Raw genomic sequence first — 25,766 nt, 5'->3', positions numbered from 1 at the left:
AACTGGAGGCCATCATGGACGACGTAACGCTCGTTGGTATCGATCTCGGCAAACACAGCTTTCACCTGCATCGGCAGGACGCGAAAGGCAAGGCTGTGTTTCGTAAAAAGATGAGCCGCAAACAACTGATCGAATTCTTCGCGACGTTCCACGCCTGTACCGTCGTCATGGAGGCCTGCGCCGGTTCGCATCATATGGCGCGCAAGCTGGCCGAATTCGGGCACACGGTGCGCCTTATCTCGCCGCAGTTCGTCAGGCCATTCGTCAAGTCGAACAAGAACGATTTCGTCGATGCCGAGGCGATCTGCGAAGCACCTTCGCGCCCGGCCATGGGCGGTTTCAAGAGTGAAGCGCAACAGCGGGTTTAATGTTTAGAGCCTTGAGGTTGACTTGCTGAAGCAAGGGTCGCGGCGAAGACCTCGAACGGCGAATGGAAGGCATGAGTTGCACGAGGTCGGCTGTTCAGACTGTCGGCGATAGCGTCAAGTTCGTCCTGACTGTAGACCGAAAGGGCCGTGCCTTTGGGCAGATACTGGCGCAGCAGCCCGTTGGTGTTTTCGCAAGTGCCGCGTTGCCAGGGACTGTGCGGGTCGCAGAAGTACACCTTCACGCCGGTTGCGGCGGTGAGTTCTTGATGCCGCGACATTTCTTTGCCCTGGTCGTAGGTGAAGCTCTGCCGTAATGGCGCGACAATCGAATTGAGTTTGGCGGAGAAGCCGGCCAGCGCTGAAGCGGTGGTGGCATCTTCCATCCTGGCAAGCAGCACCAGACGGCTGGTCCGTTCGACCAGCACGCCTACCGAGGACTGGTTGCCGGCACCCTTGATGAAGTCGCCTTCCCAGTGCCCAGGCAGCAGTCGGTCTTCGATTTCGGGCGGCCGCACATGAATACTGACCATGTCGGGAATCTGTCCGCGCCGGTCTGTGCCCCGTGTACGCGGCATGCGCGTGCTGTGGCCATGGCGCAAGCACGCAATGAGCTGACGGCGCAGTTCGCCGCGCGGCTGGGCGTAGATAGCCGTGTAGATGGTTTCGTGCGAAACCTGCTGGGTCGGGTCGGTCGGATACATACGCTTCAGTGTGCCCGATATCTGCTGAGGTGACCATTTCCACTCGAGCAGAGTGAGAACGATGCGCCAGCAGACGCTTTGCAGGCAAAGCTTTGGGGGGCGGCGACCCGCGCTGCGGCGTGCGGCACTGAGCGCTTCAGCCGACACGGACGCGTAGCCAGCAGGCAAGCTGTTTCGCGCCAGTTCACGGCTAACGGTGGCTGGCGAGCGACCGAGTATCCGGGCCATGGCCCGGATACTCGAACCCTGCAGATGCAGACTTGCAATGATCAGGCGCTCTTCAGGCTGAAGTTGTTGATACTGAGTTCTTTCGTGCATCGCAACACCTTATACGAAACAGGTGTTGCACTTCCAATTTGAGGCCGCCCTCGCAAAAGAAGACAGGGATTCACGAGTACCAGGAACCACATCAGGTATCAGGCGAAAGAGGGTGATCAGCCCGGCTGGGATCTCTACACCGAGATTCTTGAGCCGGAGGACGTCGTGTATCTCGAGCTCGACGGTGTAGCCGCTGAAGTCACGATGCTCGGCAACATGGAGCGCGGCCCGGGCACGGTGCTGTTGCGCCTGCCGGTCGACACTGCGAAGCAGCTTGGTCTCGTGCCGCCGGACTGGGAAAATTCGGACTGGGGAAAAGGATAGGTCATGCGCGAATACCGGGACAGGACGGTGCAGGAGGTCGCGGCCTGCACATGCGACCGCTGCGGCCGGCGCATGACGCCCGTTGACGATCAGTGGGAGTGGTACGAAAAGATATCGCTCGATTGGCGTGGCGGCTTTGGCTCGATTTTCGGCGACGGCGCCCATGTGAGCCTTGACCTTTGCCAGCAGTGTGTCCGCGATACGCTGGGGCGTTGGCTTCGCGTCGATCCGCCGTCCGCACCGGATGGCTCAATGCAAGCCCTGAAGGGCATCGTGCCCCGACCCAATGCGCCGGTATCTGTCGACAGGATGAATCCCTGGGAATTTCACGAGCGCGACTAGAGGGCTTACCGCCCCATGCGGCTCCGCGCGTCGCTCAGACTGCCGATCATGGATTGCCGTTTCTCACGGGGCATCCCGAACTCACCGTCGCGATACTCAGGCCGCTCGTTACCTTCGGTTGAACAGGTTAGCCTTATCGCTGAACGAGTCTTGTCGACCGCATCGTCGCCGGTGCGACGTTGGGAGTTCAAGCGCAGGTAACAAGATGGACCGGTCGTTCATGACGGCGCCTCAGAGACAGCAGCTCGGCCACAGCTGTCGTTCGTGTGTCGACGCGGACGTGCCTGCTTACCGCTGCTCACCGGTCGTTCATCGAGGAGCGGCGGCGAACAGCCGCTACCGAGTTCAACGAACGCGTACTTTCGACTCGGTATAGATAGTCCGTTCCGCTTTCATTGATACTGGTGGGACTGGCAGCTCGCTGCCAGTCAATGCGGAACATGCACCCGTGGACTACGAATAAGTCGACCCAAACGCCTGGACGATTGCCGCTTTAGCTTCGAGTCCACGGGTGCGCTTGCGTCCGATAACGAATACTCAGGGTTCGCCGTCGCACCGGCTCACTATATTGCCTTCGCTGAACGCAAGCATGCATGTCCCTACCGGGTAATCTATCACTTGCGGAGGTTCGCATGGCGCCGCTATCGAATCAGCATTTCAAGGCTTTTGTCGGCATCGACTGGGCCGATACCAAACATGACATCTGCCTGCAGCAGGCTGGCGACGACAGGCGCGAGTTCGACTGCATTCCTCACCAGGTTACACGCATCGATGAATGGGCAAAGGTATTACATCGGCGCTTTGGTGGCCCCATCGCGATCGCGCTTGAGCTGGCCAGAGGGCCGATCGTCTCTGTGTTGCAGAAACATGCGTTCTTCACACTGTTCCCGGTCAATCCCGCAATGCTTGCGAAGTACCGTGAGGCGTTCAAACCGAGCCGGGCCAAGGACGATCCCACCGATGCCGAGCTGGCACTCGACCTGCTGCTGCGCCATCCTGAGCGGTTCAGCCCGCTCAGGCCGCAGAGCGCCGGCATGCGTTCCTTGCTGAGCCTGATCGAACAGCGTCGTGAACTGGTCGGCGACAAGACCCGGTTCACCAACCGGCTAACCAACGCACTCAAGCAGTATTACCCTCAACCCCTGGAATGGTTCGACGATATCGACACGGTACTGTTCTGTGATTTCCTGACCCGCTGGCCAACTCTGCCAGCAGTCAGGCGCGCGAGCAGAAAGACCCTTGAAACGTTCTTCCATGCGCACAACTGTCGGCGGGCCAAACTGATTGAGGGACGTCTGGAATCGATCCGTTGTGCTGCATCGCTCACTGATGATCCCGGGATCGTTGCGCCTCACCGCTTGCTCGCATTGATGTTGGTTTCGCAACTGCGCACAGCGCTCGCTGCGATCGACGTGTTCGACAAGGAGATCGCGGCAGTCGCACGCACGCTGCCCGACTTCGACCTGTTTGACAGCTTGCCCGGCGCAGGTCCGCATCTGACACCGCGCCTGCTGGCTGCATTCGGTGAGCAACGTGACCGCTTCAGCGGCGCTGATGAACTGCAGAAGTACTCCGGCATCGCGCCGGTCACCGAGCGCAGCGGCAAGAAGTGCTGGGTGCACTGGCGCTGGCAATGCCCGACCTTCCTGCGCCAGACCTTCGTCGAATGGGCCGGCCAGACCATCAACAAATCGTTCTGGGCCGGCGCCTATTACCGGCAACAGCGGGCGAAGGGCAGCTCGTATCAGGCCGCCGTGAGGGCGTTGGCGTTCAAGTGGATACGGATCCTCTACCGCTGCTGGCAGACCGGCACACGATACGACGAGAGCGTCTACCTCAACGCCCTCAGGAAGCGTGGCTCGTCACTCCTCAGGAACCTCGAACTTCCGGGGTAACCCGTTCCGGTCGACGATTACGCAGCTGGTTCCGGGGCCGTGGGTTGCCTTCATTTGACGTGATGTCGCGAGTTGTCCACGGCCGGCCGGCGGGTCGCCTGTTATGACCATGACGCTGGCCGGCGGTGGGCAACTCGCCAGGTGGCGTGCGACGTTTCTTGGACATACGCCGTTTCATGAATGAGCGACACCCGAGACTACAGGGTCAAGGATGTGGGCTGCACATGCCCCCGGAAAAACCTTGACGGACCGCCTCAGGGCGTGAAGCGGCCGCTCGGACCATCACCACGAGGGTCGGCTCTCAGATCAATGCGAGACGTTCGCTTACCAGGATTCGAACCACCGCCTTTCGGCCCTCATGAAACTCTTGCACAATCGGACCTTGCAGACAGTGACGCCGCTTCAATGAGACCCTCTCCCGACTATGCGCTTTCGACCGGCGAACGCTTGCTTTCGCACCGCCATATTGTCGCCTTGGTGCTATATACCCCACCTTAGCGCCGGCGTGTGCACCGCGCTGTCCCAATGCTTCGTCATCTCTTCGTCGAGCATGCAAAGTGTGATCGAAGCGCCTGCCATCTCGAGCGAAGTGGTCAGCGCGCCCACCTGCACGCGCGCAATTTTCAGATCGCGCTTTTGAAGCCAAGCGCGCGTAGAGTTGAAGAGAAGATAAAGCTCGCCAAGCGGCGTGCCGCCAAGACCGTTCACAAGCACCAGCAAGCCAGCCCCCGCAGGTGGCTTGAGATCGTCGACGATAGCCGTTAGCAACTCCCCCGCAATCGTATCGGCCGACGCAAATTTCGCGCGCCGCCTGCCCGGTTCGCCATGAATGCCGACGCCGACTTCGATCTCATCGTCGCCGATCTTGAACGTCAGCGTGCCAGCTGCCGGCACCGTGCAACTGGAGAATGCGACACCCATCGAAGCCGTGTGCTTGTTGATCCGGTCGCCAAACATCTTGCATTCATCGAGGTTCGCACCGCTTTCAGCCAGGCTGCCCACCAGCTTCTCGACGATCACCGCGCCCGCAACCCCGCGCCGTCCGGTCGTATAGCTGGAGTTCTCTACCGCGACGTCATCGTTGATGAGGACCATTGCATTCGGCACCTCGGACATCTCCGACGCCATTTCGAAGTTCATCAGATCGCCCGAGTAGTTCTTCACGATGAAGAGCACGCCCGCACCGGTATCGACGGCCCTGGCGGCGGCCATCATCTGGTCCGGCGTCGGCGACGTGAAGATCTGGCCCGGGCAAGCGGCGTCGAGCATGCCATTGCCGACAAACCCTGAATGGAGCGGTTCGTGCCCCGAGCCGCCGCCCGATATCAGAGCGACCTTGCCAGGCTTCAGGTCCTTGCGCCTCACGAACACCGGTTCGCTATTGAGTACGACCAGGTCGGCATGGGCTGCGGCGAATCCTGCCAGACTCTCGGCCAGAAAATCGTCCACATGATTGATGAATTTTTTCACGGTCTCCTGCTCCTTTATCCGTTGGGTTGCGCGAGCCGCGCGCATACCGAAGCAATCATGATCTGGCTGGAGCGCGCGCCGGGATCGATATGTCCGCGCGAACGCTCGCCGAGAAACGACGCCCGTCCCTTGGTCGCCAACATGTCGCGGGTCGCAAGCATATTTTGCTCGGCGACTTGCGGCAGCGTGTCGAGCACCACGCCCGCCGAGGCGCTTTCTGCGGCAAGTTCCTCGAAGCGCTTCGCAACCGGAATCAGCACGTCCATCATAGTCTTGCTGCCGACGCCGGTCTTGCCGCGTTGCCCGACGGCCTCGACGCCCGCCGCGAAGATGTGGGCGAAGCCGGCCACATCCATTGCATTGCTCACGGACGCTTTCGCCATGCCGTTCAGCAACGAGAAGAATAAAGGCCCGGACGATCCGCCCACCGTCGACAGCACCTTGGAAGCCGCGACATCGAGCGCGGGGCCAAATGCTTCGGCCTCGATCTCCGCGCGCACCGCAAGCAGGGCTTCCATGCCGCGCAGCAGATTGAAGATGTGATCGCCATCGCCGATCTGCTGGTCGAGTGACGCGATCTCGTCGGTATGCTCCTTCAACGCCGCATAGGCAGCGTCGATGCACGCCATGACCGTTTTGCCGTTCATGTCGGGATCCTCCTGCCATCGGCACGGAAATATAAAAGGCTGCGCGCCGGCAGCAACACGCCGACCGATTGCCCCGGCGAAAAATTGCGCTCCGCAACGGTCGTTGCCACGACGGCGGTTCCCGCGCGATCGAGAATCAGCAGATGGCGCAGCGGCGAATATTCGAGCACCGTCAGATCAAGTGCGTCCTGTACGCCACGCGCATCGCCCATATCAGGGTCATGCAGCACGATATCCTCGGGGCGGATCGCGACAGTCGCCGTTCCCGCCGGCATGTGAGCCGAATTGAACAGCATGGGGGGCAGCAGGTTGATCGGCGGAGAGCCGAGCCGCTGCGCGGCGCTCAGCGACACCGGATTGCCATACACCTCGCGCGGCGTGCCGAGCTGCACGAGACGCCCATGGTCAAGAATGCCGATGCGATCCGCGAGCGTGGTCGCTTCGACCTGATCGTGCGTGACGTAGATGATCGTCGCGCCGATCGTGCGATGCAGGCGCTTAAGTTCGATGCGCAGCTCTTCACGCAGCTTCGCATCGAGCGACGACAGCGGCTCGTCCATCAGAAACACCTTGGGTTGCCGCACGAGCGCGCGCCCTATCGCCACGCGCTGCATTTCGCCGCCGGACAGATGCGTCGCCATGTTGTCGAGCTTTGATTCCATGTGCAGCATCTCCGCGACCGCGTGAACCCGCGCACGCACGTCCGCCTCGCTGCTGCGCCTTCTTGGCGAGCGCAACGGAAACGCCAGGTTGCCGAACACGGTCAGATGCGGATACAGCGAATATTGCTGGAAAATAAACGCGACGTCGCGATCGGACGGATGCACGCCGGTCGCAATTGCACCGTCGATCAGCACGTCGCCCGCATCCGGCCGCTCCAGCCCGGCGATCAGACGCAGCGTCGTGGTCTTGCCTGCGCCGCTTGGCCCGAGCAGCACCACGAACTCGCCGTCCATCACATCGATCGAAATATCGTCGACCGCGACGATATCGCCAAATCGTTTCGACACATTGCGCAGCTGGATTTCAGCCATGGGCTTCTCCGTGTGCAGGAATCGCGTGAGCGGCGCCCAGCAGCAGCCGGCCGCTCTGCGCGTCGTACAGCAGCGTGCGTTCCTTGCGAAACGACAAGCCGACCGGTGATCCGGCCGGCAGGCCATCGTCTTTTCCCACTCGCACCCTCACCACGCCCAGCGCGGTCTCGACCACCAGCACCTGATGCGAACCGAGATATTCATCGGCAATGACCTTGCCGCGCAGCGGGCCGTGCTGATCGATCGCCACATGCTCGGGACGAATGCCCAGCAGCACGCGTTCAGCGGGGGCTTCGCAGCGCGGCACCGGGACCTGTGCGCCGTGCAGGCGGACTTCTTCGTGGCCCGCGTCCACACCGCCATCGACTGGCAGGAAATTCATCGGCGGACTGCCGATGAAGTTGCCGACGAACACCGTCGCCGGAAAGTGATAGATCTCTTGCGGCGGACCGGTTTGCAGCAACTCACCCTTGTTCATCACGACGATGTCGTCGGCCATCGCCATCGCTTCGCTCTGATCGTGCGTAACATAGACGGTCGTGGCGGCAAGCGCGTTATGCAGCTTACGCAACTCGAGACACATCAGCTCGCGGAAATCCGCATCGAGCGTGCCGAGTGGTTCATCCATCAGAAACGCCTTCGGCTGCCGCACGATCGCGCGGCCCAGCGCCACGCGCTGCCGATCGCCGCCAGACAGCCCACCGGTCTTGCGATCGAGAATGTTCTCGATACGCAGCATGTGCGCGGCCGCATCCACTCGTGCCGCGATCTCCTTGCGCGACACATGCTCGTTCTTCAGCGGAAAGGCGATGTTATTGCGCACCGTCATATGGGGATATAGCGCGAACATCTGGAAGACGAACGCGATATCGCGTTGACGTGCGCGCAATGCCGTCACGTCCTCACCGTCTATCAAAATCTGGCCGGAGGTCGGCAACTCGAGGCCGGCAATCATCCGCAGCGTGGTGGTCTTGCCGCAACCCGATGGACCGAGCAACACGACAAAGCGCCCGGCGCCAATCGTCAGACTGGTGTCGCGCACCGCGACGAAGTCGTCGAAGCGCTTGTGAAGGTTGGCAAGAACGATCGTGGACATGGTGTCAGTCCGGGAAATGGCTGGTCACGACGAACGCGAGCGCGCCTACCAGGATGACCGGAAACGACCATGTGAACAACGTCAGCGAAAACGGCTGCACTAGCATCGCCATGCCGAGACCAATCAGTGCAGTCGACACCGCTTCGCTGTGGCCACGGCGCAGATAATGTCCTTGCGGCAAAACGGAGTCTTGCTTCATTTGCGCACCGCTCCGAAGGTGATGCCGCGCAACAAATGTTTGCGTAGCACCACAGTGAAGATAAGGATAGGCAGCACGAAAAGCGTCGTCGCCGCCGCGACGGCCGGCCAATCCTGCCCGCCTTCGCCGATGATGAACGGAATGAACGGCGGCATGGTCTGCGCATCGCCGCTTGTAAGCAGTGACGCGAATGCGTACTCGTTCCACGCGAAGATCAGGCAGAAAATCGCAGTGGCGGCGATGCCGGTGATCGCCTGCGGCAGCACCACTTTGACGAAAGCCTGCAGGCGGGTGTACCCGTCGACGAGCGCCGCCTCCTCGTATTCGCGCGGAATCTCGTCCATGAACCCCTTCAGCAGCCATACCGCCAGCGACACATTCACCGCCGTATACAGCACGATCATGCCGACATAGCTGTCGCTCAAGCCCAGTGCCCGATACATCAGGTAGATCGGAATGGCGACCGCGATCGGCGGCATCATGCGCGTCGACAGGATGAAGAACAGCAGGTCGTCGGCGAGCGGCACCTTGAAACGCGAGAACGCATAAGCCGCCAGCGTGCCGAGAAATACTGCGAGAAAGGTCGAACCGAAACCGATCACGAGCGAATTCACGAACCGCGGCAAGACCTTCGAGGGCCCGGCGATCACCATGTTGCGCTTGCGCACATCGCGCTCATACCAGGTCTGCGCGGGCGGCAGACTGGCGATGAACTCGGGCGTCTGCCGCGAACGGATCGTGAACAGGTTCACATAGCCTTCCATCGACGGCTGAAACAGCACGACAGGCGGATAGGCAATCGCGTCTTCCTGCGTTTTGAAACTCGTCAGGAAGATCCATACCATCGGCAAAGTTGCAAGCAGCGAGTAAGTGATGACAATCGCCGCAGCGAAGCGCTTGCCGCGTGGCGACGACGCCACCACTGAATGTTGGGTCGTAATCGGTCTCATCGCTGTTTCACCCGGTTGAGTGCCTTGACGTAGATGTTCGCCGCACCGAACACCGCCACGAACAGGATGATGGCCAGCGCCGAAGAGTAGCCCGTCTGCCATTTCTCGAAAGCGGCACGCTTCAATGTGATTGACACGGTTTCAGTCACCGAACCCGGGCCGCCCGAAGTCAGCAGGTTCACCATGTCGAACATCTTGAAGTTCTCGATGCCGCGAAACAGCACGGCGAGCATCAGGAACGGCAAGGTCATTGGCAATGTGATCGACCAGAACTGCCGCCACGGTGTGGCGCGATCCACCTCAGCCGCTTCGTAGATGTAGTCGGGAATCGACCGCAGGCCCGCGAGGCAGATGAGCATCACATAGGGGGTCCACATCCACGTATCGACCATCACGATGGTCCACGGCGCGAGCGACACGTCGCCGATCATCTGGAATGAACCGGGCGCAATGCCGGTGAAGAAGCCGACGATATCGTTGAAGAGGCCCGTTTGCGGTTGCAGCAGAAAGGTCCAGAAGTTGCCCACGACTGCCGGTGACAGCATCATCGGCAGCAGGATCAGCGTGGTCCAGAAGCTATGACCGCGAAACTGTCGGTTGATCAGCAACGCGAGGCCGAAACCCAGTAGAACCTCGAGCCCGACCGACCAGAACACGAAACGCGCCGTCACCTGCATCGCGTACCAGATGTCTTCGTCGGTGAGAATGTCGACGTAGTTGTCGATACCGACAAAGCGCGCCGGTACACTCGGCATATTCGACTTGAAGTTCGTGAACGACAGACGTAACGCCCAGATCAACGGAAAAATGTTGATCGCGAGCAGCAGCAGGATTGTTGGAAGGATGAACAGCCACGCAATGGCTCTGTCCGATAACCCGGCCAGACGTGTGCGCGCACGCGCCGACGCCCGCGACTCCAGCCGCGCCGACGAAAAAGGCTTGTTTGCCAACATGCGTGGCTCCTTTAATCGGACCGGCGGCATCCGTGCAGGGGCCTCCGGTCCAGTCCTCGATACACGCTAATTCTTGCCTTCGGCCTTGAAGACCTTGTTCCAGTCTTTGACCAGCAGATCCAGCGCCTCCTTGGCCGTGCCCTTATCGGCCACCACATAATCATGCACGCGCTTTTGCATGTCGAGCAGCAGTTCTGCATAGGCGGGTTCAGCCCAGAAGTCTTTCACGATCGACATCGACTTCAGGAATGCCGGCGCAAAAGGTGCGCTCGTCGGAAAGTCGGGCGCATCCACCACCGACTTCGCCGCCGAATAGCCGCCCAGCTGCCACCATTTCTTCTGAACATCCGGCTGCGCGAACCATTTGATGTACTCGAGTGCGTCGTCCTTATGATCCGAATAAGAAACGACGGAAATGCCCTGTCCGCCAAGCTGCGTGTACTGCTTCGATTCACGCGGATTGACGAAGAAACCAATCTTGTCGCCGCCGACGTTCGGGTCTTTGTAGAGTCCTGGGAAGAATGCAAACCAGTTCATCTGCATCGCCACCTGGCCAGACTTGAAGGCGTCCAATCCTTCCTGCATGTACGCGTTGGTCATGCCGGGCGCCGTGCAGCACTTGTAAAGCGCCTTGTAATACTCCAGCCCCTTGACCGCGCCCGGCGAGTTGACGAAGCCATCCAGGTGATAGGGTTTCTTGGGGTCGTCATATTCGAAGCCGAAGTTGTAAAGCGCATTGGTCACCCCCATCGTGATGCCTTCAGAACCGCGCTCTGTAAAGATATAGGCACCGTATACGGTCTTGCCATCGATCTTGCGGCCCTGAAAGAACTCCGCAGTTTGCTTGAGTTCGTCCAACGTGGTTGGCGGTTCGAGTTCGCGTTTATATTTCTGCTTGAACTCGGCGCGTAACTCAGGACGCGCGAACCAGTCCTTGCGATATGTCCAGCCGACCGCATCCGCCATGGCGGGCAACGCCCAGTAGTTAGGCGTATTCTTTGGCCACTCCGCATAACCCACGACGGTCGCCGGCACGAAGTCGTTCATCGATATCTTGTTCTTTGCGAAGAAATCGTTGAGCTTGACGTAGTGCCCGTTGACCGCTGCGCCACCAATCCACTGGCTGTCGCCGATGATCAGGTCACATAGTTTGCCGTGCGAATTAAGTTCGTTGATAAAGCGATCGGCGTAACTTGTCCAGGGCACGAACTCGAACTTCATCTTGATGCCGGTTTTGCTCGTGAAATCCTTCGACAGTTCGACGAGAGCATTAGCCGGGTCCCATGCCGCCCAACATAACGTCAACTGCTTGCCCTGTGCTTGCGCGCCCGTTGCCATGCCGAGTCCCAACGATATGGTGGCCGCCCCTATTACCCTTGCTGACGTAAGACGTAACATTTGTCTTCTCCTTGTCTTTTTCGGGTCTCCAACCTGCTATGGAACAGCGCCCATGCGCCGGGTGCTGTGTTTCGGCTCCAGCGGACTCAGACTGCAATCCACGTGCCGCGAGCTTCAGGCATGCGCATTCTCACGAAGGTAAATCCTGGTTTCCGGCGTTGGGATGGCGAGCGCGCCACGCACGTCGTTAAGAAAATTGATGGCAACGAGGCCCGCCCAGTGAACGATGCCGCGCACATCCTGATCGAGGATCACGTCGATCGCACGCTCGGACAACTGCGCGCGAGTCTCCGCGGTGCATTCATGGCCGATCAGTACGAGGCGAGCTTTGTCGCCGGATTCCTGCAATGCCGTCGCGATGCCGGAGATGCCGCCACCGGTCGCATAAACGCCGACCAGATCCGGGTGACGCGCAAGGAGGCCTTGCACGGCGAGGCCTGCGCCGTCGTCGTCTTCGGCGAAGTCCGGTTCGGCAATCCAGCGCAGGTTGCGAAAGTCCTCTTCCAGCACCTGCGAAAAGCCGGTGCGGCGTTCCAGTTGATCGTGCAGGCGCGACGAGCCCGATAGAACCGCCACCGTACCGAGTCGTGCGCCGAGAAAACGGCCCATCAAAACTCCCGCGGTGCGTCCGGCAATCCGGTTATCGACCCCGACATACGCAGCGCGGCGACTTGCAGGCAAATCGGAGAACACTGTGACAACGGGCACGCCCGCATCGCTCGTATCTTCAATGAGGCGTTCGACCGCGGGGTAGTCGAGCGGCACAAGAACAAGTGCGTCGTAGTCGATCGCCTGCTCGGCGAAAGCAATAGTGTCGCGATGTGTGGAGAAATCGCAGCGGTAGAACGACGGAATGATGCGGTGCTCGCGAAAGAAGCTCGCGGATAGTGCGATATCGCGCTCGACGTGGTCGAGGAAGCGCGAATTGACCTGAGGTAGAACGAAGGCCACGCGATACGTGTTGATCTTGGCAGGGCGACCGCGACTGGCGCGGTTGTCGCGCAGGGCCGCCAGCGCGAGATGGACGCGCTCTGCCGTTTCCGGACGCACAGCCAGGTCGTCGCGCAGCACACGATCGACCGTGGCCACGCTAACGCCCGCACGACGCGCAATCATCATACGTGTAGCCGGCATGTGTCTCCTCCGGTGCCGAGCCAGAAGCTGTTTTATTCAATCAAGGTAGTTTTTTCCGCGGGAAATGCAAGTTTTTTTGCGACGTTAAACGCATCATTTTTGACAGCATGAATGAATCGCGTTTGAGCGTGCGCGCCTGAATGCATGAATTGCCTAAATCAGAGGATGGTGCGTTGCACGAAGAAAGATGTACTGGGACAACCGCCTTGCATCGAATACGGGGAACACTGTGCGGGACGCGATTGGTGCCTTATTTGGAGTTGTGGCCATTTCGTGCGCCGTGCACGTGAGCTTCGTAGCGGGCAAGTCGGTGACCGCGATCAAAGCGATGTCGCGTGATCGCTCGCATTCGGCGCAGCGCGTGGATCGCTAAAGACGTGCCGCGATGCGGATATCGATGGAGGGTCGTCGTCACCATTGACGCGTAGCCGAGAATCCGCACCCATCAGTCGCTGGTTGTCAGGCACCGGCACGGTCCAACAGATAGCCAAACTCATCCATGTATTTGCTGGGCCGACGGGCCGCTGATCCCTCGTGAACGGACGTGCGTGAACCGAGTGAGAACGGCCGTAAGTGGCGTGCGCCGTGTAAAGGCGGCGTTTTCCCAGTGGGTGTAAGCCCCACCCGGCAACCGCTCCAGCCGGAAGCAACCGGAGCAGCTATGGAGGTAACGAAATGGCTGAAGCCTTCGGTGTAGCGTGTCACAAATTACGGTGACAGCGCGAGTGTGCAGGCCGTAACACGTGTGAACGCCGAGCAAGCCTCGAAAAGGTCGATGCGCAGGCCGACCCGACTGCCATTACGGGGAAGGCTGATACGGCTGGGTGAATGAGCAGGCAGGACATCCAGTCGCTGCGCCGGGGTAGTGGCGACAGCATGCACACAAGGGAAGCGCACGCAACACGGGAAGCCCCCTGGCGTGGTCAGGGATGACCAACCGGACGCCCGTGAGGGACAGGCCGGGCGCCTTGGGGTGACGGAGAGGCCCGTAGTACCGCTGAAGCCGGGTAATGCCGGTGGAGGAAAGGGGCCTCAGTTCAAGACAAACGCAACACGTAGTGAGGGACCTGGAGATTGGGAAACCTATCAACTCCGATCAGTGTTCAGAAGCTGCAGATGGCGTTACACGCGAAAGCGAAGGCAGAAGCCGGGTACCGCTTCTATGCTCTGTACGACAAGATCTATCGTGAGGATGTGCTGGCGCATGCGTACGCCCAGTGCCGCTCGAACAGGGGCGCCCCGGGTGTCGATCGGCAAGACTTCACGGAGGTCGAAGCGTATGGGGTGCAGAAATGGCTTGGCGAACTGGCGCTTGCGCTCAGGCAGGAGACTTACCGGCCGGACCCTATCAGACGAGTGTTTATCCCGAAGGCCAATGGCAAGCTGAGGCCACTGGGCATCTCGACCTTGCGAGATCGGGTGTGCATGACAGCAGCGATGCTGGTGCTCGAACCGATCTTCGAAGCTGACCTCCCACCAGAGCAGTACGCTTACCGCCCGGGGCGAAATGCCCAGCAAGCGGTGATCGAGGTGGAAGAGCGGCTGCATAGAGGGCAAACGGACGTCGTAGACGCCGACCTCGCGGACTACTTCGGAAGTATGTACGCGATCCATTGACGACACCCCTCAGAGTAAGGGCGCGGTTCTCATGAGATGTGTTACAGGGCTCAGTCAGCGGAGATCGATGGGCATCTTCCAGGGCAAGAGCGCGTCGTAGTCGTCGACGGTCTGTGCCAGCGGGAGACGCTGTAATAGCCAGGTGAGATAGCGATACGGATCAATGCTGTTCGCCTTGCAGGTTTCGACCAGTGAGTAGAGATTGGCGCTCGCGTTTGCGCCATCGACGGTGTCAGCAAACAACCAGCCGCGGCGTCCCAGGCAGAACGGGCGAATGGAATTTTCGCAAGGGTTGTTCGATATGGGCCAGTTGCCGTCTTCAACGTAACGGATCAGCTTCGGCCCCACTGCCCGTGCAGATAGGTCAGCGCCTTGCCGAGCAGACTGTTGGGCACGACGCCAGGCGAGTGCTCAAGCATCAGCTTTTCGATAACATCGAGTACGCACGCGCTGTATCGTCGTCGCAATCGCTGTCGTCGCCCAGCCGTCCACGTCTGGCTTCGCGCTTCGGCCGCGAACAGTTTTCCGATCAGGCTGATGAAGCGTGTCGCGAGCAGATCGGGCGGGCGCGCTGCTTTGGGGACATTGTCTTCCGCCTTCACAAAGTACCGTCTTGCGTGCGTCCAGCATCCGAGGTGCACGAGCTGGTACTGTTCAGCGATGCCGTTGTAGGGTTCGTATCCATCGGTCATCAGGGCGGCACCTTTACGGACACCGGCAAACAGCCTGTCAGCCAGCCTGGCGCCACGACCTGGCGTATAGGTGAAGCAACGGATGGGGATGCCCGAACCGGTCATCTGCGCCCACAGATAGCTTTTCGTTTGCGGCTTTCGCCCTTGCTCCTTCAGGACCTGGAACGTCGTCTCGTCGCCGTAGATCAGTTCGGCATCGAGCAGCGCATCGCGCATCAGGTTGATGACGGGTTGCGTCGCAAGACCGACGCGGACCATGCTCGCGGCAATCGTGTTCGACGAGATGTCGCCGCCGAAGCGACGCAGCAGACCGGCCTGGCGATAGAGCGGCATGCCGAACTGGTACTTGCCGGTGGCGATCCACGCGAGCGCCGATTCACTCAGCAGCCCACGCGGGATGATACGGGGCGGTGCCGGCGTAACCTTGATGCCGAGATCGCAACATGGGCAGGCGTACTTGATACGCTGATGCTGGGTGACTCGCAACTGCTCGGGAATGACATTGAGCTGCTCACTGATCTCGACGCCGATCTCGACGAGCGCGTGTCCGTCGTGATCGCAGAAGCGCTCTGCCTCAGGGAGTTCGTGTCGCACGACATCACGCGGCAGATTGGGATCGAGAGGCTTGCGGTGGCCGCGCTTCTTGCGCTTGTGGGCCGCGACCTCGGTTCCGGGGGTATCTTCCTGCGCGGGAGTGGCGTTCGCGCCGAGCGCTTCGGCTTCGTTGAACAGGCCGAACTGGTCCGAGGCGCGCGCTTCGCTTTTCGCGCCAAACAGTTCGCGACGGTAAGCGCGCAGTCGTTCCTCGGCGAGATCGCGCTCAGCTGTCACGAGGCGCAGTGCGCTGCGAACCTCCTCATGATCGCGCTGAAGCGAACCATAGGCCTCTCGCATCGCGAGCAGTGCCTTGAGTTCGTCGGCGTCGATGATCACGTTGATCGGCATACCGCTTAGACCGGCACGCCGGTGACGTGTTCAGCTCACGCGTGCATAATTTCGACTGGGATGTCGCTGGACTGCGGCAATGTCGATGCCCTCGATAAGCCAGTGCAACTGCTCGACGCTCAGTGTCGCGACCCGGTTCGCGCTGTCAGGCCACACGAAGCGATCGTTTGCCTCGAGTCTCTTGAGCATGAGCCAGAAACCGTTGCCCTGCCAGCCCAGGATCTTGATGCGATCGCATCTCCGGTTGGTAAACACATAGAGCGAGGAATCCATCGGGTTCAAATGCATGGCCTGCTCCACGAGAATCGACAGGCTGTTCATGCCATACCGGAAGTCGACGGGTTCCCGATGCAGGTAGACCTTCAGGCCTTCGTCGAACCGGAACACGGCATCCTCCCCAGCATCTGGACCACGGTGGTCAGTTCGTCGATGCTCGCCTCGCCGAGATCAAACTCGACGCCGTTGGACAGTCGCACATGCAGTGCGAGCGTCAGCGATGGCGATGGCGATGGTGACGGCGGTGCGGTTGGCAGTGCTGGTGGTGCTGCAACGACAGGCACGAATGCCGTGGGCGAGGCGACAGGTGGGGAGCGTTTGCGCGAACCCGGGATGTCAATGGGCGCGCCATCAATCACCGCGAGCGCGCCCTCCAGTACGATTTCCTCCGGGGCATGCGGACGTTCCTGTTCGCCGGTAGCATCATCCTGCGATGCCGGCGAGATGCCTTTCTCGCGCTCCAGAAGGTACTTCGTGATCCACTTGCGTAGCAGGTTGGCGTTGATCCCGTGCTCCTGCGCCAGGCGGGCAACCGACACGCCAGAACGCAGCGCTTCCTCAACGAGCGCACGCTTGCCTTTATCGTCGTAACGACGGCGACCGTCGCTGCTGCGTCGAACTACTCTTAACTCTGGATCTTTGTCAGCCATAGGTGTCCACCTCCGGATAGGTGGACACCTATGCTCCTCGCTCCTGTCCCCAGCGGCTAGACGCCGAAAATGGATCGCTTACGGAAGTATTCCCCACGCCGATTTGATGTTGTCGCTCGCGCGACGCATCGTGGATCGGCGCGTGCTGCATCTGATCAGGATGTGGTTGGAGTGCTCCGTTGAAGAAACCGATCACCGAGGCCGGAAGACACGTACGACCGAGGCCAAGGACAGCAGGCGCGGCATTCCGCAAGGCTCACCCATCTCACCACTGCTGGCGAATATCTACATGCGCCGGTTTGTGTTGGCATGGAAGAAGCTCGGGGCTTGAGCGAAGTCTTGGCAGTCGAATCGTGACCTACGCGGACGATCTGGTGATCCTGTGCAAGCGAGGCAAAGCTGAAGAAGCGTTGTCTCGACTGCGCGAGATCATGAGCAAGCTGAAGCTGACGGTCAACGAGGAGAAGACACAACTTTGTGCGGTTCCGGAAGGGGAATTCGATTTCCTGGGTTACACGTTTGGGCGGATGTACTCAGCGACGACTGGTCAGGCCCGCATGGGCATGCGTCCGTCGAAGAAGAGTATCCGGCGCATGGTTGAGAAGGTTCATGCGCTGACCGCCGCTTCTATGACGTGGCTGGACACCACGGAGCTGGTTGGCAAGTTGAATCGCATGCTACGCGGCTGGGCGAACTACTTTAAGGTAGGGACGTTCAGACGCGCGTACCGGGCGCTCGACAGCTATACCGCTGCGCGGTTGCGCCGGTGGTTACGGAACAAGCATAAGGTCAGGCGTCGCCGGGGCGGGAGCTATCCACTCCAGCACCTCTACGGGCACTTCGGTCTCGTACGCCTGACGGGCCCTTGGCTGTAACTTGCCGTGTACGAAGGCGTGATGTCTTGTCCGAGAGCCGTGATGCGGGAAATCTGCATGTCCGGTTCGATGAGCGGGGTGTGAAAACGGAGCAACGGTGAGGTTATTCGGGCACCGCCAGACGAAAGAGGCGGCAACAGACAAACCCAGCCTAACGCCACCGCGTCACATCTCGACTCTACCGAACCCGGTCCGATAGCTGAATTGAGAATCGCTTGCCGGCCCGCAGCGGATGATCGTCGCAAGTCGACCCACTGCCGCCGTTGGAACCTGCGCCACCTCAACGGCAGCTTACTGGATACCAGCGGTCATAGATGCCTATGTGCTGGCCCGGCAAGTGCTGTCGCCGTTACTCCTATTGCGCGCGTCGCGAACGTCGGCGGGTCACGGCCCCCGTGACCGTCCCGCAGAGATGGGGCGCGCCCATAACCGGGGTTTGCCAGCGCGCCTTGCGCGCATGCTGCATGAGGTGCAGGGTGTTGGCGCCCTGCACGGATAGAAGTTCGTTCGGGCACTGGCTCGAACGCTCGTCACACCCCGACCTCGGACCACCATGGCACAGCCATGTCACGTCAAGGCTTCACGCACTCAACAACCTACAGGCGCCACCATGAGATCCAAGCCCTTCATGTGATCAAAACGGCTTGACAAACAAGTCCCCATAGAAGCCGACGTTCGAACGGTCCAACGTCATCGCCGACTCGTAGCCGGCGAGACAGACTGCGAGCGGCTGCGATCCCGCGCGAAAGGCAGGGAAAGCCGCAGCCGTTTTATTGCGGTCAATTATTTCTTTTTTGATGAACTTGTGCTGGTGATGAACGTGTTGCACTGCTTGTGAATCGAATTGATTTCAGCCTTTGTGTGCGGATTCAGCAAAACAGCCTTTAAATCGGATTCCGTTCTTCCGCCGTTAAACAAGTCGATTTGGTAACCCGCCTCTACTGCATCGCCAACATCAACATCACCCCCGTCCGCTTTCGTAAAGACTATGGTCTTCATCACTCCGTCGGTCTGGTTCGTCTTGCTCGGGCACAGCGCTTGAGAAAACTGCCCGCCATTCAGCTCCGCTAACATGGTGTACCGAGTACGCCCATTTGGCGCGAGCGTATCGCGGTCGCAACCACAAAAAGTCCCCGCCGAATCAAAAAAAGCATATTCGAGCGTCAGAGTTAATGGCGTGGGATTGAGGAAAACGAACTCGGTATTATCAGTCACTACTGGCGGTACTTTAGACTCCGTAAACGTATCAGCCAGCTTCCAATGCCCAACCAGGTAAGGGCCGGAGTCTGCAGCTGTTGCCGATCCTCCGGACACGAAAGTCACCAACAGTCCAACCAGGAGTAACAGCCTGCGCATTTTCGCCTCCGTGCCTCCAAGGACCACGACTAGACTCTCCGTCGATACGGCGCACGAGAGCGCCAGAGTTTATTGAAACGATTGCTGATCATTTTAATAAGTCGCGCCAATTTGCCCCGACGCCGGTTACGCCCCGGAATCCGCCCAAAAACCGCTCGGCTTTCGCGAGAATTCGCTTGGAATCTGTTGTCGGTATCGTAGGCGGCCACGAGACGCATTTCAAGTTAGGCACCCCGAGTGTCTCAAAAGAACGCAAGAGTTTGTCCCGAGGCCGACGACTCGCCAGATAGGTTCGCAGCGTGAGAGTCCGCTGTCAGGGAGGAAAGCCGACGCTCGAATGTCCGCCTGAAAGCGCTAGCCAACGGCCGCAGTTGGCCGGACCCGGACGGTCGACCTGTGTTGCTGCGGTTGCGCCGCAGCATCGCCGCCAACTTCCGTAGCCGACCCACTGCTGCCGGCCGGGTCGAGGGTGCTTGAACGGCAGTTCGCAATTGCAGCGGCCATTCGTCGGGTCGCGTCGGACGACGAGTGATCGGTAAAGGCGACTTCTCACGCTGACTGCAGGCTGAGTTTGTCTGTTGCAGCCTCTTCCTCCAGAAGGTGCATGAACGGGACAAACTAGAGTAAGGGCTCAATCGCGTCTACAGGCCGACCTTGATCGTGCGGAATGGAGTGCCTTTCGCAGACGGGGCAGGATCCTCGATAAGGAGCAGGAACGAGATCAGCCGGCGGATCGTCGGAACAGTTGGCGCAGCGACAGCGCGTGCAGCAGGATCGAGCTTGGCACAACGAATGCCGGGGTCAACACATCCGGATAAGCGGCGGCACCGATGCTTGGCACATTCGGAACGATTAGCCGGAACGGACCCGGCGAAGTGATCAGCCCCATAGTGACTGCAATGGCGAAATCCGCGAGGCCGAAGATGTTCCAGATGATTGCCGCTTTCCGACCCTCGGCCGTGCCGGTCGCGACGGCGATTGCCGCCGGTACTGCGAACACGCCGGTCAGCACATCGCCGATTCCCGCCGGCAAAGCGAACACACTGGGCATCTCCCCACGCAGCGAGGCAGCGAGCGCCCAACTGCCGAATACGCGATAGAGCTGAATGGCAACGAGCCAGGTTACCGGCATCGCATCGAGCACCTGACCCGTCCGCCTCGACAACAGCAACAGTGGCGCACCGATCAGCACCGGTAGAAAGATCGCCAACGGCAGCAACGGCACCGGTGACGGCGACGTGCCGGTGCGGAAGACGCCATTGATGGCCGCGCTCCAGGCGACAGCGAACCAAAGTGTGTATGGAATCGTGACCGCAAGCCAGGTCGTGCGGCGTTGGCCCGGCGTCAGGTCGGTGCTTTCGAGGCCGAGCCATAAACCGACCGCGATAACTGCATGGACCGTCAGCTGGTGTGCGGTGGTTGGAACGCCGCTAGCCGGGATTATCGGCAGCCAGTAGATCAAGCCAGTCCACAGGACCGTCAGCGGTGCGATCCAAAACAGGCCGCGCCAAGCGGGACGCGGCGGGACGGTACCAACAGGAACAGGGGCGGTGATCATGAGCGGTTCTCCATGTGATTCCGGGTCTTCGTGGAGGCGGCCTCGAATACCGCAGTGAGAATGCCGAGTCGGCCTTCCATGAGATTGCGTCCCAAGTTGGTGAAAAGTTGCGCGAAGTCTGGCCCCAGCACCACGCTGAGATTTGGCGAGGGCGGCGGCCCTGACGCACGCCGTTGGATGATCCAGGCCTTTGCGGCCTCGGTGTCGTCTTGCCATGCCAGCGTGCGGAAACCTGCTTTCTCGATTGCTTCGTGTGTTGCATCGGCCGTCAGGAGAAAGCTTGTGGCCGGGGTTCGCGCCCACGGAACCGGATAGTGCAGTTTGCTGCCGTTTGCGACGACGTCGAACGTCGCAAATTTGCCGCCCGGCTTCAGGACACGCCGGATCTCTCGGTAAAGCCGCGCGCGATCGGCGATGTTCATCGCCACATGCTGCAGCAACACGACATCAAAACGGCTGTCTTCGAAGGGAAGTTCCAGCGCGCTGGCGGTACGAAACGACACCTGTTCGCTCTGCCCAGTGCGCTGGGTGAGATAGCGCGCGGCATCCACGAACGGTTCACTGAGGTCAATACCCGTAACCCGGCAGCCACGGGTTGAAGCCAGAACACGGGCCGGCCCGCCGATGCCCGAACCGACGTCCAGCACCGACGTGACGGCAGTGATCCCGGCCAATTGGGCAAGCTCGGCGGTGGCAGCGAGCCCACGGGTGTGAAACTGGTCGAGGGCGTCCAGTTGCTGCGGTGTGAGCAGCTGATCCTCCCGTCCAAGGACTGCGAGTGCGGCTTTCAGCCGCTCGGTCAGGCCGGTCGCGCGATAGTGATCGCGCACGCCATCAAGCACATCGTTCATTGCGAGGTTCCTCCACGGTCTCCAGCGGATTGTTCCGGGCTCGCGCGTCGGAATCTGCGCGACGCCTCATCCGCAGGCGTAGGTGTACCATGGCTTCTCGCGAGCGACTATTCATCACAATGTTGACGGGCTATGAAGCAGAACTTCACAGTCAGGCAGGGCGTGCTCGATGGCGTAGAGGCGTTCCTCAGCGTTGCCCGGCATCGCAGTTTTCGCCGGGCAGCCGCCGAACTCGGCGTGACGCCGTCGGCCGTCAGCCAGGCTGAGCGCGTACTTGAAGCGCCCATTGGCGTAGCGCTGTTCATACGCACCACGCGCAGTGTGGGTCTGACAGAAGCGGGCGAACGGTTTCGTTCGCGTGCAAAGCCTGCCTTCGAAGAGCTTGTCGCCGCCAGTGAGGTTGCGCGCGGACTCGGCCAGCGGCCCGCCGGACTGTTGCGTCTTTCAGTGCCGCGCGCGGCGGTGCCGATTCTACGGGAACCCCTGATTGCATCGTTCTGCAAGGCTTATCCCGAGGTCGAAGTGGAGATCGACGCAAGCGAGAAGCTGATCGATCTCGCAGCGGAAGGATTCGACGCCGGCATGCGGCTAGGTCAGTTCGTCGCCGCCGACATGGTCGCGATACCGCTGACACCTCCGTATCGTTTCGTCATCGTCGGCAGTCCTGCCTACTTCTCAGACCGCAGCCGTCCCGAACGCATCGACGATCTGCGCGAACATGCATGTTTGCGATGGCGGCGCTCCAACGGTGCGCTCGCGCCGTGGTCATTCAACGACAACGGCCGCGCGATCGAGTTCGCCGTGTCGGGCCCGCTCATCGCCCATGATTTTCCCACCATGCTGGGTGCGGCAATCGAAGGTGTAGGCCTTGCCCAGCTACCTGAACCGATGGCCGCCGAACGGCTGAGAGCGGGAAAACTGGTGCAAGTGCTGGAGCCGTTCGCGCCGGTGATACCGGGTGTGTTTCTCTACTATCCAAGCCGTCGGCAGATCATGCCGAAGCTGCGTGCGTTCATCGATCACGTAAAGAACTACTCCGCGGGCCGTGGCAAAGCGCGGGCGCATCATGACTCTGGAAATGCAGGTACTGAAGCCCGACATGAGCGGCTTGCTCGTCGCGACAACCACCTCGGGCGCCGAAGAGATCGCCAGGCTCGCGCCATGGGCGACGGTGGTCAAGGCCATCCCGCCTTTTGCGGAGCTGATGCATTCGCCCGGCATGCCGATAGGCGGCAACCGCGCGGGCGTGTTCGTGTGCGGCGATGACAGCGATGCGCGGGCCGTGGTCGCAACACTGGTCGGCGACATCGACGCCGAGCCGGTCGATGCGGGACCGCTCGCCCTTGCGCGCTACGCGGAACCGGCGGCCATGCTGCTGGTGCAACTGGCTTACGCACACGGGTTTGGCACCAGGATCGGGCTGTCGTTACTCCACGAGAAAGCGGCGAGCGTGCCTCATGACACGCGTGCCTGAGTATTGACGTAGGGCTCGCTATGACCAACCGAGGAGGATGAGATGAACGTAGGCGTATTGGGATCAGGTGATGTCGGCCGGGCACTGGGCACCGGCTTCGTCAAGCATGGCCACGACACGATGCTGGGCACCCGAGATCCGCACAAGAAGGAGATACAGGACTGGGTCCGCAATACAACCGGAGCCAGGGCCGGGACGTTCGACGAAGCCGCTCGGTTTGGCGAGATCGTCGTGCTAGCCGTGCTCGGCCGCATCGCTGAGAGCGTGATCGAGCTTGCGGGGCCGGAGAATCTCGCCGGCAAGACCGTCATCGATGCGACCAACCCGCTCGCCGACGAGTCGCCGGTCAACGGGGTCCTGAAATATACGACGGGACCGAACGAGTCGCTCGGCGAGAGGATTCAGGCGAAGGTTCACCTCGCCCACGTGGTCAAGGCTTTCAACAGCGTCGGCAACGCGCTCATGGTGAATCCCCATTTTTCTCAAGGCACGCCGACCATGTTTTTGTGCGGCAACAGCGACGATGCGAAGGCCCGGGTTGGCGCAATCGCCCGGCAGTTCGGATGGGAACCCTACGACTGCGGAAGCATCGTATCGGCACGCGCGATCGAGCCGCTATGCATGCTGTGGTGCCTGCCGGGATTCCTCAGGAACGACTGGCAGCATGCGTTCAAGATGCTGACGAACTAAGGAGAAGCGATGGAGCCGCTTCAAGTACCGCTGAAGGGTAATCCCGGTCTGACGCTGGAAGAGATGAAGCGATTCGTGGCCGATCACTTCGAAGACTTCGTCAACCGGAAGAAACCGGAAGTCGCATCGGCGAACTTCAGCGCGGATTTCCTCGACCACGACGAACCGTCGGGTCCTCAGGTCGGCCCCGAAGCCGCGATGGCCATGATGAAGGCGGCTTATCAAAAGTGGCCGGACTTGCACGTCACGATCGAAGACATGATTTCCGAAGGTGACAAGGTGATGGTCAGAAACACGTGGCGCGCCACCGACGTTATCTCCGGGAAAAAGATCGAGTTTCACGGCTTTGTCCTGTGGCGGTTTGCGAACCGGAAAATTGTCGAACGATGGGCCACGTTGACGACACCGTGTGAGGCTTGATTCGAGAACGGAGGACCACGAGCATGAGCGCCCGTTACATCCGCATCGGTGACCAGGGTGTCGGGGCGAGTTCGATCCGGGCGCGGACTGCATACAGGGTCAGCCCGCGCGTAGACGGCAGGCGTCTCCGCTCTACTCAGAACCATAACGTTGAGGAGGCTGTTTTCTGAACACGTGATCGACCGGAATCCGTTGGAAGTGCCCCCTCAGCGTTTCCGGAAGCGGCGGCCCCGTCACGGTGCCGGTCGGCCTCGGCCTCCAATCCGCGGCCGCGGGCCGACAAACTGTAGGTCCGCGCCGCTGCGAACGGCAGATGGTCGGTGGTGAACGGACACTCACGAACCGGGCGCGAACGGCCGGTTGTGGCCGAAGTGGTCGCTTGGAATCGTTACAATGGTCCAGATTCACCCCACCTTAACAGCATCGAGTGCGAGACATGCTGACTTCCTTTTTCTGGAGTGGCGACATCATCCGCAGTCGACGCGTGAGTGACATCGTGCTATCAGGCTCGGTTGACGTGCCCGTGCCCCCTGCGCGCCTGCTCGCAGATTGGGAAAGAGAGACATCGTCGCGCCTGGTCCTGGAGCCCGGGGACGTCGAGGCAATGCCTTTGGCGCGAGCGCAGGCGCGCTGGCCGGACTACACGCGCTGTGTGCAGGCAGTGTCCGATTGGACGTGCGCGCTTGGACTGCCTAAGGTGCTCGCCTCCAGTGACGTAGCCCTCATGGCCTGCCGCGGCGCGAAGTACCACCATGACGGTGCGCAATATGGCGGTGCGGCCTTTTGCAATCTCTTCCTGAGCGAGGACAGGGGTCTGGACTTGCATTTTCCCTCTACGGGCCATCGCATTCCCCTAACCCGGGGAACGGCTGTGATATTCGATACTGGTCAGCCTCATGGCGTCATTCAACGCAGCAGCAGCGGTTTTAACGTGGCCGACTTCGCGCCGGACCAGGATTGCATCCAAATATTTCTGACCTGGGAGCTTCCCATCGAAGATGCCCATGTTGGGTACGCCCTCAAGGTTGCCTTCGACATCGCGCCTTCAACCTCGTTGCAACTGGACGCAGAGGAAGTCTGGCTGAACGGCGCACGGGCCATTGTGTGCCCAGATTCTGGTCGTTGGTGCCAGGTTGACTAATCGTCTGCGTGACACCGCGGTGTTGCCATGACAGGCTCAAGTTCAGCGCGATAGTCGCGTGCAGCGTGCGCCGTTTGCGCTAGGGTCAACGATTTCAGGCTTCGCTATCAGACCCGTCACGCAGCGGCACAAAGCCGCAAAGTCAGGCTCCATCTTAAAAGCTTGGCACAATGACCGCTGTTGGCAGCCTGGCGCCTATGCTTGATCGGCGGCGCACGACCCAGATGGAATGGACACCGCCCTCCCTTCGGGGACGTGGGCATGATTGAGGGCCTCGGCACACGCTACCGTTCCTGACTTGGTGGTGAGGCAATTTTGCGCCCGTACAAGTCTTCGCCAATCAATCTGTTCGCTTCTCTCAGCAGATTTTCAAGAGCGTCATACTCGGGACC

Annotated in this window: 25 protein-coding genes and 3 pseudogenes; 12 read left to right on the top strand and 16 right to left on the bottom strand. The window is 60.5% G+C overall.

Going from position 1 to position 25,766, the window contains the following annotated elements:
* Window positions 1-14 precede the first annotated feature (14 nt).
* Window positions 15-359, top strand: a pseudogene (locus tag OKW28_RS03480) (IS110 family transposase); the annotation flags it as partial.
* A gap of 5 nt (window positions 360-364) precedes the next feature.
* Here the strand turns inward: OKW28_RS03480 and OKW28_RS03475 are convergent.
* Complete coding sequence (locus OKW28_RS03475; RefSeq protein WP_429443799.1) at window positions 365-1,387, bottom strand: IS30 family transposase; 1,023 nt, start codon at window positions 1,385-1,387, stop codon at window positions 365-367.
* Window positions 1,388-1,552: 165 nt separating this feature from the next.
* On the opposite strand from OKW28_RS03475, the gene OKW28_RS03470 reads away from it, so the two are divergent.
* From OKW28_RS03470 to OKW28_RS03460, 3 genes are all read left to right on the top strand, one after another.
* Complete coding sequence (locus OKW28_RS03470; RefSeq protein ID WP_262421729.1) at window positions 1,553-1,711, top strand: hypothetical protein; 159 nt, start codon at window positions 1,553-1,555, stop codon at window positions 1,709-1,711.
* Between the two features lie 3 nt (window positions 1,712-1,714).
* Window positions 1,715-2,053 carry a hypothetical protein gene (locus OKW28_RS03465; protein ID WP_429443798.1) on the top strand — a complete coding sequence of 113 codons (339 nt, stop codon included), beginning with the start codon at window positions 1,715-1,717 and terminating at the stop codon, window positions 2,051-2,053.
* A 632-nt stretch (window positions 2,054-2,685) separates the two neighbouring features.
* Window positions 2,686-3,948 (top strand): IS110 family transposase, encoded by a 1,263-nt coding sequence (locus tag OKW28_RS03460; protein ID WP_429443797.1) that lies wholly within the window; start codon window positions 2,686-2,688, stop codon window positions 3,946-3,948.
* 480 nt (window positions 3,949-4,428) lie between these two features.
* Here OKW28_RS03460 and dhaK read toward each other — a convergent pair whose 3' ends face one another.
* The 9 genes from dhaK to OKW28_RS03415 all read right to left on the bottom strand — a co-directional run bounded on the left by dhaK (window position 4,429) and on the right by OKW28_RS03415 (window position 12,829).
* Window positions 4,429-5,418, bottom strand: coding sequence for a dihydroxyacetone kinase subunit DhaK (gene dhaK, locus OKW28_RS03455; protein WP_429443796.1), 990 nt, complete (start codon window positions 5,416-5,418; stop codon window positions 4,429-4,431).
* Between the two features lie 14 nt (window positions 5,419-5,432).
* The gene (gene dhaL / locus OKW28_RS03450; protein WP_429443795.1) at window positions 5,433-6,065 is read right to left on the bottom strand and encodes a dihydroxyacetone kinase subunit DhaL; all 633 of its coding nucleotides are present in this window, start codon (window positions 6,063-6,065) and stop codon (window positions 5,433-5,435) included.
* The gene (locus OKW28_RS03445) at window positions 6,062-7,099 is read right to left on the bottom strand and encodes an ABC transporter ATP-binding protein (protein ID WP_429443794.1); all 1,038 of its coding nucleotides are present in this window, start codon (window positions 7,097-7,099) and stop codon (window positions 6,062-6,064) included. The genes dhaL and OKW28_RS03445 overlap by 4 nt, the downstream gene beginning before the upstream one ends.
* The gene (locus OKW28_RS03440; RefSeq protein WP_429443793.1) at window positions 7,092-8,195 is read right to left on the bottom strand and encodes an ABC transporter ATP-binding protein; all 1,104 of its coding nucleotides are present in this window, start codon (window positions 8,193-8,195) and stop codon (window positions 7,092-7,094) included. Before OKW28_RS03440 ends, OKW28_RS03445 begins: the two co-directional genes overlap by 8 nt.
* 4 nt (window positions 8,196-8,199) lie before the next feature.
* Window positions 8,200-8,394 (bottom strand): hypothetical protein, encoded by a 195-nt coding sequence (locus OKW28_RS03435; protein ID WP_429443792.1) that lies wholly within the window; start codon window positions 8,392-8,394, stop codon window positions 8,200-8,202.
* Window positions 8,391-9,344, bottom strand: a complete 954-nt coding sequence (locus OKW28_RS03430) for a carbohydrate ABC transporter permease (RefSeq protein WP_429443791.1) — start codon at window positions 9,342-9,344, stop codon at window positions 8,391-8,393. The genes OKW28_RS03435 and OKW28_RS03430 overlap by 4 nt, the downstream gene beginning before the upstream one ends.
* Window positions 9,341-10,297 carry a carbohydrate ABC transporter permease gene (locus OKW28_RS03425; protein WP_429443790.1) on the bottom strand — a complete coding sequence of 319 codons (957 nt, stop codon included), beginning with the start codon at window positions 10,295-10,297 and terminating at the stop codon, window positions 9,341-9,343. The genes OKW28_RS03430 and OKW28_RS03425 overlap by 4 nt, the downstream gene beginning before the upstream one ends.
* A gap of 66 nt (window positions 10,298-10,363) precedes the next feature.
* A complete protein-coding gene (locus OKW28_RS03420) occupies window positions 10,364-11,695 on the bottom strand; it encodes an ABC transporter substrate-binding protein (RefSeq protein ID WP_429443789.1) in 1,332 nt (443 codons plus the stop codon).
* 114 nt (window positions 11,696-11,809) lie between these two features.
* Window positions 11,810-12,829, bottom strand: a complete 1,020-nt coding sequence (locus OKW28_RS03415) for a LacI family DNA-binding transcriptional regulator (RefSeq protein WP_429443788.1) — start codon at window positions 12,827-12,829, stop codon at window positions 11,810-11,812.
* 1,074 nt (window positions 12,830-13,903) lie between these two features.
* On the opposite strand from OKW28_RS03415, the gene OKW28_RS03410 reads away from it, so the two are divergent.
* Complete coding sequence (locus OKW28_RS03410; protein ID WP_429443787.1) at window positions 13,904-14,446, top strand: hypothetical protein; 543 nt, start codon at window positions 13,904-13,906, stop codon at window positions 14,444-14,446.
* A gap of 54 nt (window positions 14,447-14,500) precedes the next feature.
* Here OKW28_RS03410 and tnpC read toward each other — a convergent pair.
* The 3 genes and pseudogenes from tnpC to OKW28_RS03395 form a co-directional block, all read right to left on the bottom strand.
* Window positions 14,501-16,083 (bottom strand): annotated as a pseudogene (gene tnpC / locus OKW28_RS03405) (IS66 family transposase).
* Window positions 16,084-16,113: 30 nt separating this feature from the next.
* Complete coding sequence (gene tnpB, locus OKW28_RS03400; protein WP_090812713.1) at window positions 16,114-16,470, bottom strand: IS66 family insertion sequence element accessory protein TnpB; 357 nt, start codon at window positions 16,468-16,470, stop codon at window positions 16,114-16,116.
* Window positions 16,446-17,009 carry a transposase gene (locus OKW28_RS03395; protein ID WP_429442848.1) on the bottom strand — a complete coding sequence of 188 codons (564 nt, stop codon included), beginning with the start codon at window positions 17,007-17,009 and terminating at the stop codon, window positions 16,446-16,448. Before OKW28_RS03395 ends, tnpB begins: the two co-directional genes overlap by 25 nt.
* A gap of 106 nt (window positions 17,010-17,115) precedes the next feature.
* On the opposite strand from OKW28_RS03395, the gene OKW28_RS03390 reads away from it, so the two are divergent.
* Window positions 17,116-17,340: a hypothetical protein gene (locus OKW28_RS03390; protein ID WP_429443786.1), complete on the top strand. Its 225-nt coding sequence runs from the start codon at window positions 17,116-17,118 to the stop codon at window positions 17,338-17,340.
* Window positions 17,341-17,362: 22 nt separating this feature from the next.
* A complete protein-coding gene (locus OKW28_RS03385) occupies window positions 17,363-17,884 on the top strand; it encodes a group II intron maturase-specific domain-containing protein (RefSeq protein ID WP_429443785.1) in 522 nt (173 codons plus the stop codon).
* A gap of 783 nt (window positions 17,885-18,667) precedes the next feature.
* Here the strand turns inward: OKW28_RS03385 and OKW28_RS03380 are convergent.
* From OKW28_RS03380 to OKW28_RS03370, 3 genes are all read right to left on the bottom strand, one after another.
* The gene (locus OKW28_RS03380) at window positions 18,668-19,240 is read right to left on the bottom strand and encodes a hypothetical protein (RefSeq protein WP_429443784.1); all 573 of its coding nucleotides are present in this window, start codon (window positions 19,238-19,240) and stop codon (window positions 18,668-18,670) included.
* Window positions 19,241-19,961: 721 nt separating this feature from the next.
* Entirely contained in the window at window positions 19,962-20,798 is an 837-nt protein-coding gene (locus OKW28_RS03375) for an MFS transporter (protein ID WP_429443783.1), read from the bottom strand.
* A complete protein-coding gene (locus OKW28_RS03370; protein ID WP_429443782.1) occupies window positions 20,795-21,649 on the bottom strand; it encodes a class I SAM-dependent methyltransferase in 855 nt (284 codons plus the stop codon). The genes OKW28_RS03375 and OKW28_RS03370 overlap by 4 nt, the downstream gene beginning before the upstream one ends.
* A 132-nt stretch (window positions 21,650-21,781) precedes the next feature.
* Between OKW28_RS03370 and OKW28_RS03365 the strand changes: the two are divergent.
* The 5 genes and pseudogenes from OKW28_RS03365 to OKW28_RS03345 all read left to right on the top strand — a co-directional run.
* A pseudogene (locus OKW28_RS03365) lies at window positions 21,782-22,693 on the top strand (LysR family transcriptional regulator); the annotation flags it as partial.
* A 175-nt stretch (window positions 22,694-22,868) separates the two neighbouring features.
* Entirely contained in the window at window positions 22,869-23,123 is a 255-nt protein-coding gene (locus OKW28_RS03360; protein WP_429443781.1) for a hypothetical protein, read from the top strand.
* A 42-nt stretch (window positions 23,124-23,165) separates the two neighbouring features.
* Window positions 23,166-23,813 carry an NADPH-dependent F420 reductase gene (locus OKW28_RS03355; protein ID WP_429443780.1) on the top strand — a complete coding sequence of 216 codons (648 nt, stop codon included), beginning with the start codon at window positions 23,166-23,168 and terminating at the stop codon, window positions 23,811-23,813.
* 9 nt (window positions 23,814-23,822) lie between these two features.
* On the top strand, window positions 23,823-24,233 hold the full coding sequence (locus tag OKW28_RS03350) for an ester cyclase (RefSeq protein ID WP_429443779.1): 411 nt from the start codon (window positions 23,823-23,825) through the stop codon (window positions 24,231-24,233).
* 436 nt (window positions 24,234-24,669) lie between these two features.
* Window positions 24,670-25,374, top strand: a complete 705-nt coding sequence (locus OKW28_RS03345) for a hypothetical protein (RefSeq protein WP_429443778.1) — start codon at window positions 24,670-24,672, stop codon at window positions 25,372-25,374.
* Window positions 25,375-25,766 lie beyond the last annotated feature (392 nt).

Source organism: Paraburkholderia sp. 40, from assembly GCF_050434105.1.
Taxonomy (GTDB): Bacteria; Pseudomonadota; Gammaproteobacteria; order Burkholderiales; family Burkholderiaceae; genus Paraburkholderia; species Paraburkholderia tuberum.
This window is presented reverse-complemented; position numbering and strand designations above follow the sequence as displayed.

Excerpts from the sequence above, each read along its gene's own strand:
- OKW28_RS03370 (WP_429443782.1), bottom strand. The coding sequence starts at position 21,649 with ATGAACGATGTGCTTGATGGCGTGCGCGATCACTATCGCGCGACCGGC.
- dhaL (WP_429443795.1), bottom strand. The coding sequence starts at position 6,065 with ATGAACGGCAAAACGGTCATGGCGTGCATCGACGCTGCCTATGCGGCG.
- OKW28_RS03425 (WP_429443790.1), bottom strand. The coding sequence starts at position 10,297 with ATGTTGGCAAACAAGCCTTTTTCGTCGGCGCGGCTGGAGTCGCGGGCG.
- OKW28_RS03355 (WP_429443780.1), top strand. The coding sequence starts at position 23,166 with ATGAACGTAGGCGTATTGGGATCAGGTGATGTCGGCCGGGCACTGGGC.
- OKW28_RS03440 (WP_429443793.1), bottom strand. The coding sequence starts at position 8,195 with ATGTCCACGATCGTTCTTGCCAACCTTCACAAGCGCTTCGACGACTTC.
- OKW28_RS03415 (WP_429443788.1), bottom strand. The coding sequence starts at position 12,829 with ATGCCGGCTACACGTATGATGATTGCGCGTCGTGCGGGCGTTAGCGTG.
- OKW28_RS03395 (WP_429442848.1), bottom strand. The coding sequence starts at position 17,009 with ATGGCTGACAAAGATCCAGAGTTAAGAGTAGTTCGACGCAGCAGCGAC.
- OKW28_RS03465 (WP_429443798.1), top strand. The coding sequence starts at position 1,715 with ATGCGCGAATACCGGGACAGGACGGTGCAGGAGGTCGCGGCCTGCACA.
- OKW28_RS03380 (WP_429443784.1), bottom strand. The coding sequence starts at position 19,240 with ATGCGCAGGCTGTTACTCCTGGTTGGACTGTTGGTGACTTTCGTGTCC.
- OKW28_RS03360 (WP_429443781.1), top strand. The coding sequence starts at position 22,869 with ATGCCGATAGGCGGCAACCGCGCGGGCGTGTTCGTGTGCGGCGATGAC.
- OKW28_RS03445 (WP_429443794.1), bottom strand. The coding sequence starts at position 7,099 with ATGGCTGAAATCCAGCTGCGCAATGTGTCGAAACGATTTGGCGATATC.
- OKW28_RS03430 (WP_429443791.1), bottom strand. The coding sequence starts at position 9,344 with ATGAGACCGATTACGACCCAACATTCAGTGGTGGCGTCGTCGCCACGC.
- OKW28_RS03475 (WP_429443799.1), bottom strand. The coding sequence starts at position 1,387 with ATGCACGAAAGAACTCAGTATCAACAACTTCAGCCTGAAGAGCGCCTG.
- OKW28_RS03390 (WP_429443786.1), top strand. The coding sequence starts at position 17,116 with ATGTTGTCGCTCGCGCGACGCATCGTGGATCGGCGCGTGCTGCATCTG.
- OKW28_RS03460 (WP_429443797.1), top strand. The coding sequence starts at position 2,686 with ATGGCGCCGCTATCGAATCAGCATTTCAAGGCTTTTGTCGGCATCGAC.
- OKW28_RS03435 (WP_429443792.1), bottom strand. The coding sequence starts at position 8,394 with ATGAAGCAAGACTCCGTTTTGCCGCAAGGACATTATCTGCGCCGTGGC.
- OKW28_RS03345 (WP_429443778.1), top strand. The coding sequence starts at position 24,670 with ATGCTGACTTCCTTTTTCTGGAGTGGCGACATCATCCGCAGTCGACGC.
- OKW28_RS03350 (WP_429443779.1), top strand. The coding sequence starts at position 23,823 with ATGGAGCCGCTTCAAGTACCGCTGAAGGGTAATCCCGGTCTGACGCTG.
- OKW28_RS03420 (WP_429443789.1), bottom strand. The coding sequence starts at position 11,695 with ATGTTACGTCTTACGTCAGCAAGGGTAATAGGGGCGGCCACCATATCG.
- OKW28_RS03375 (WP_429443783.1), bottom strand. The coding sequence starts at position 20,798 with ATGATCACCGCCCCTGTTCCTGTTGGTACCGTCCCGCCGCGTCCCGCT.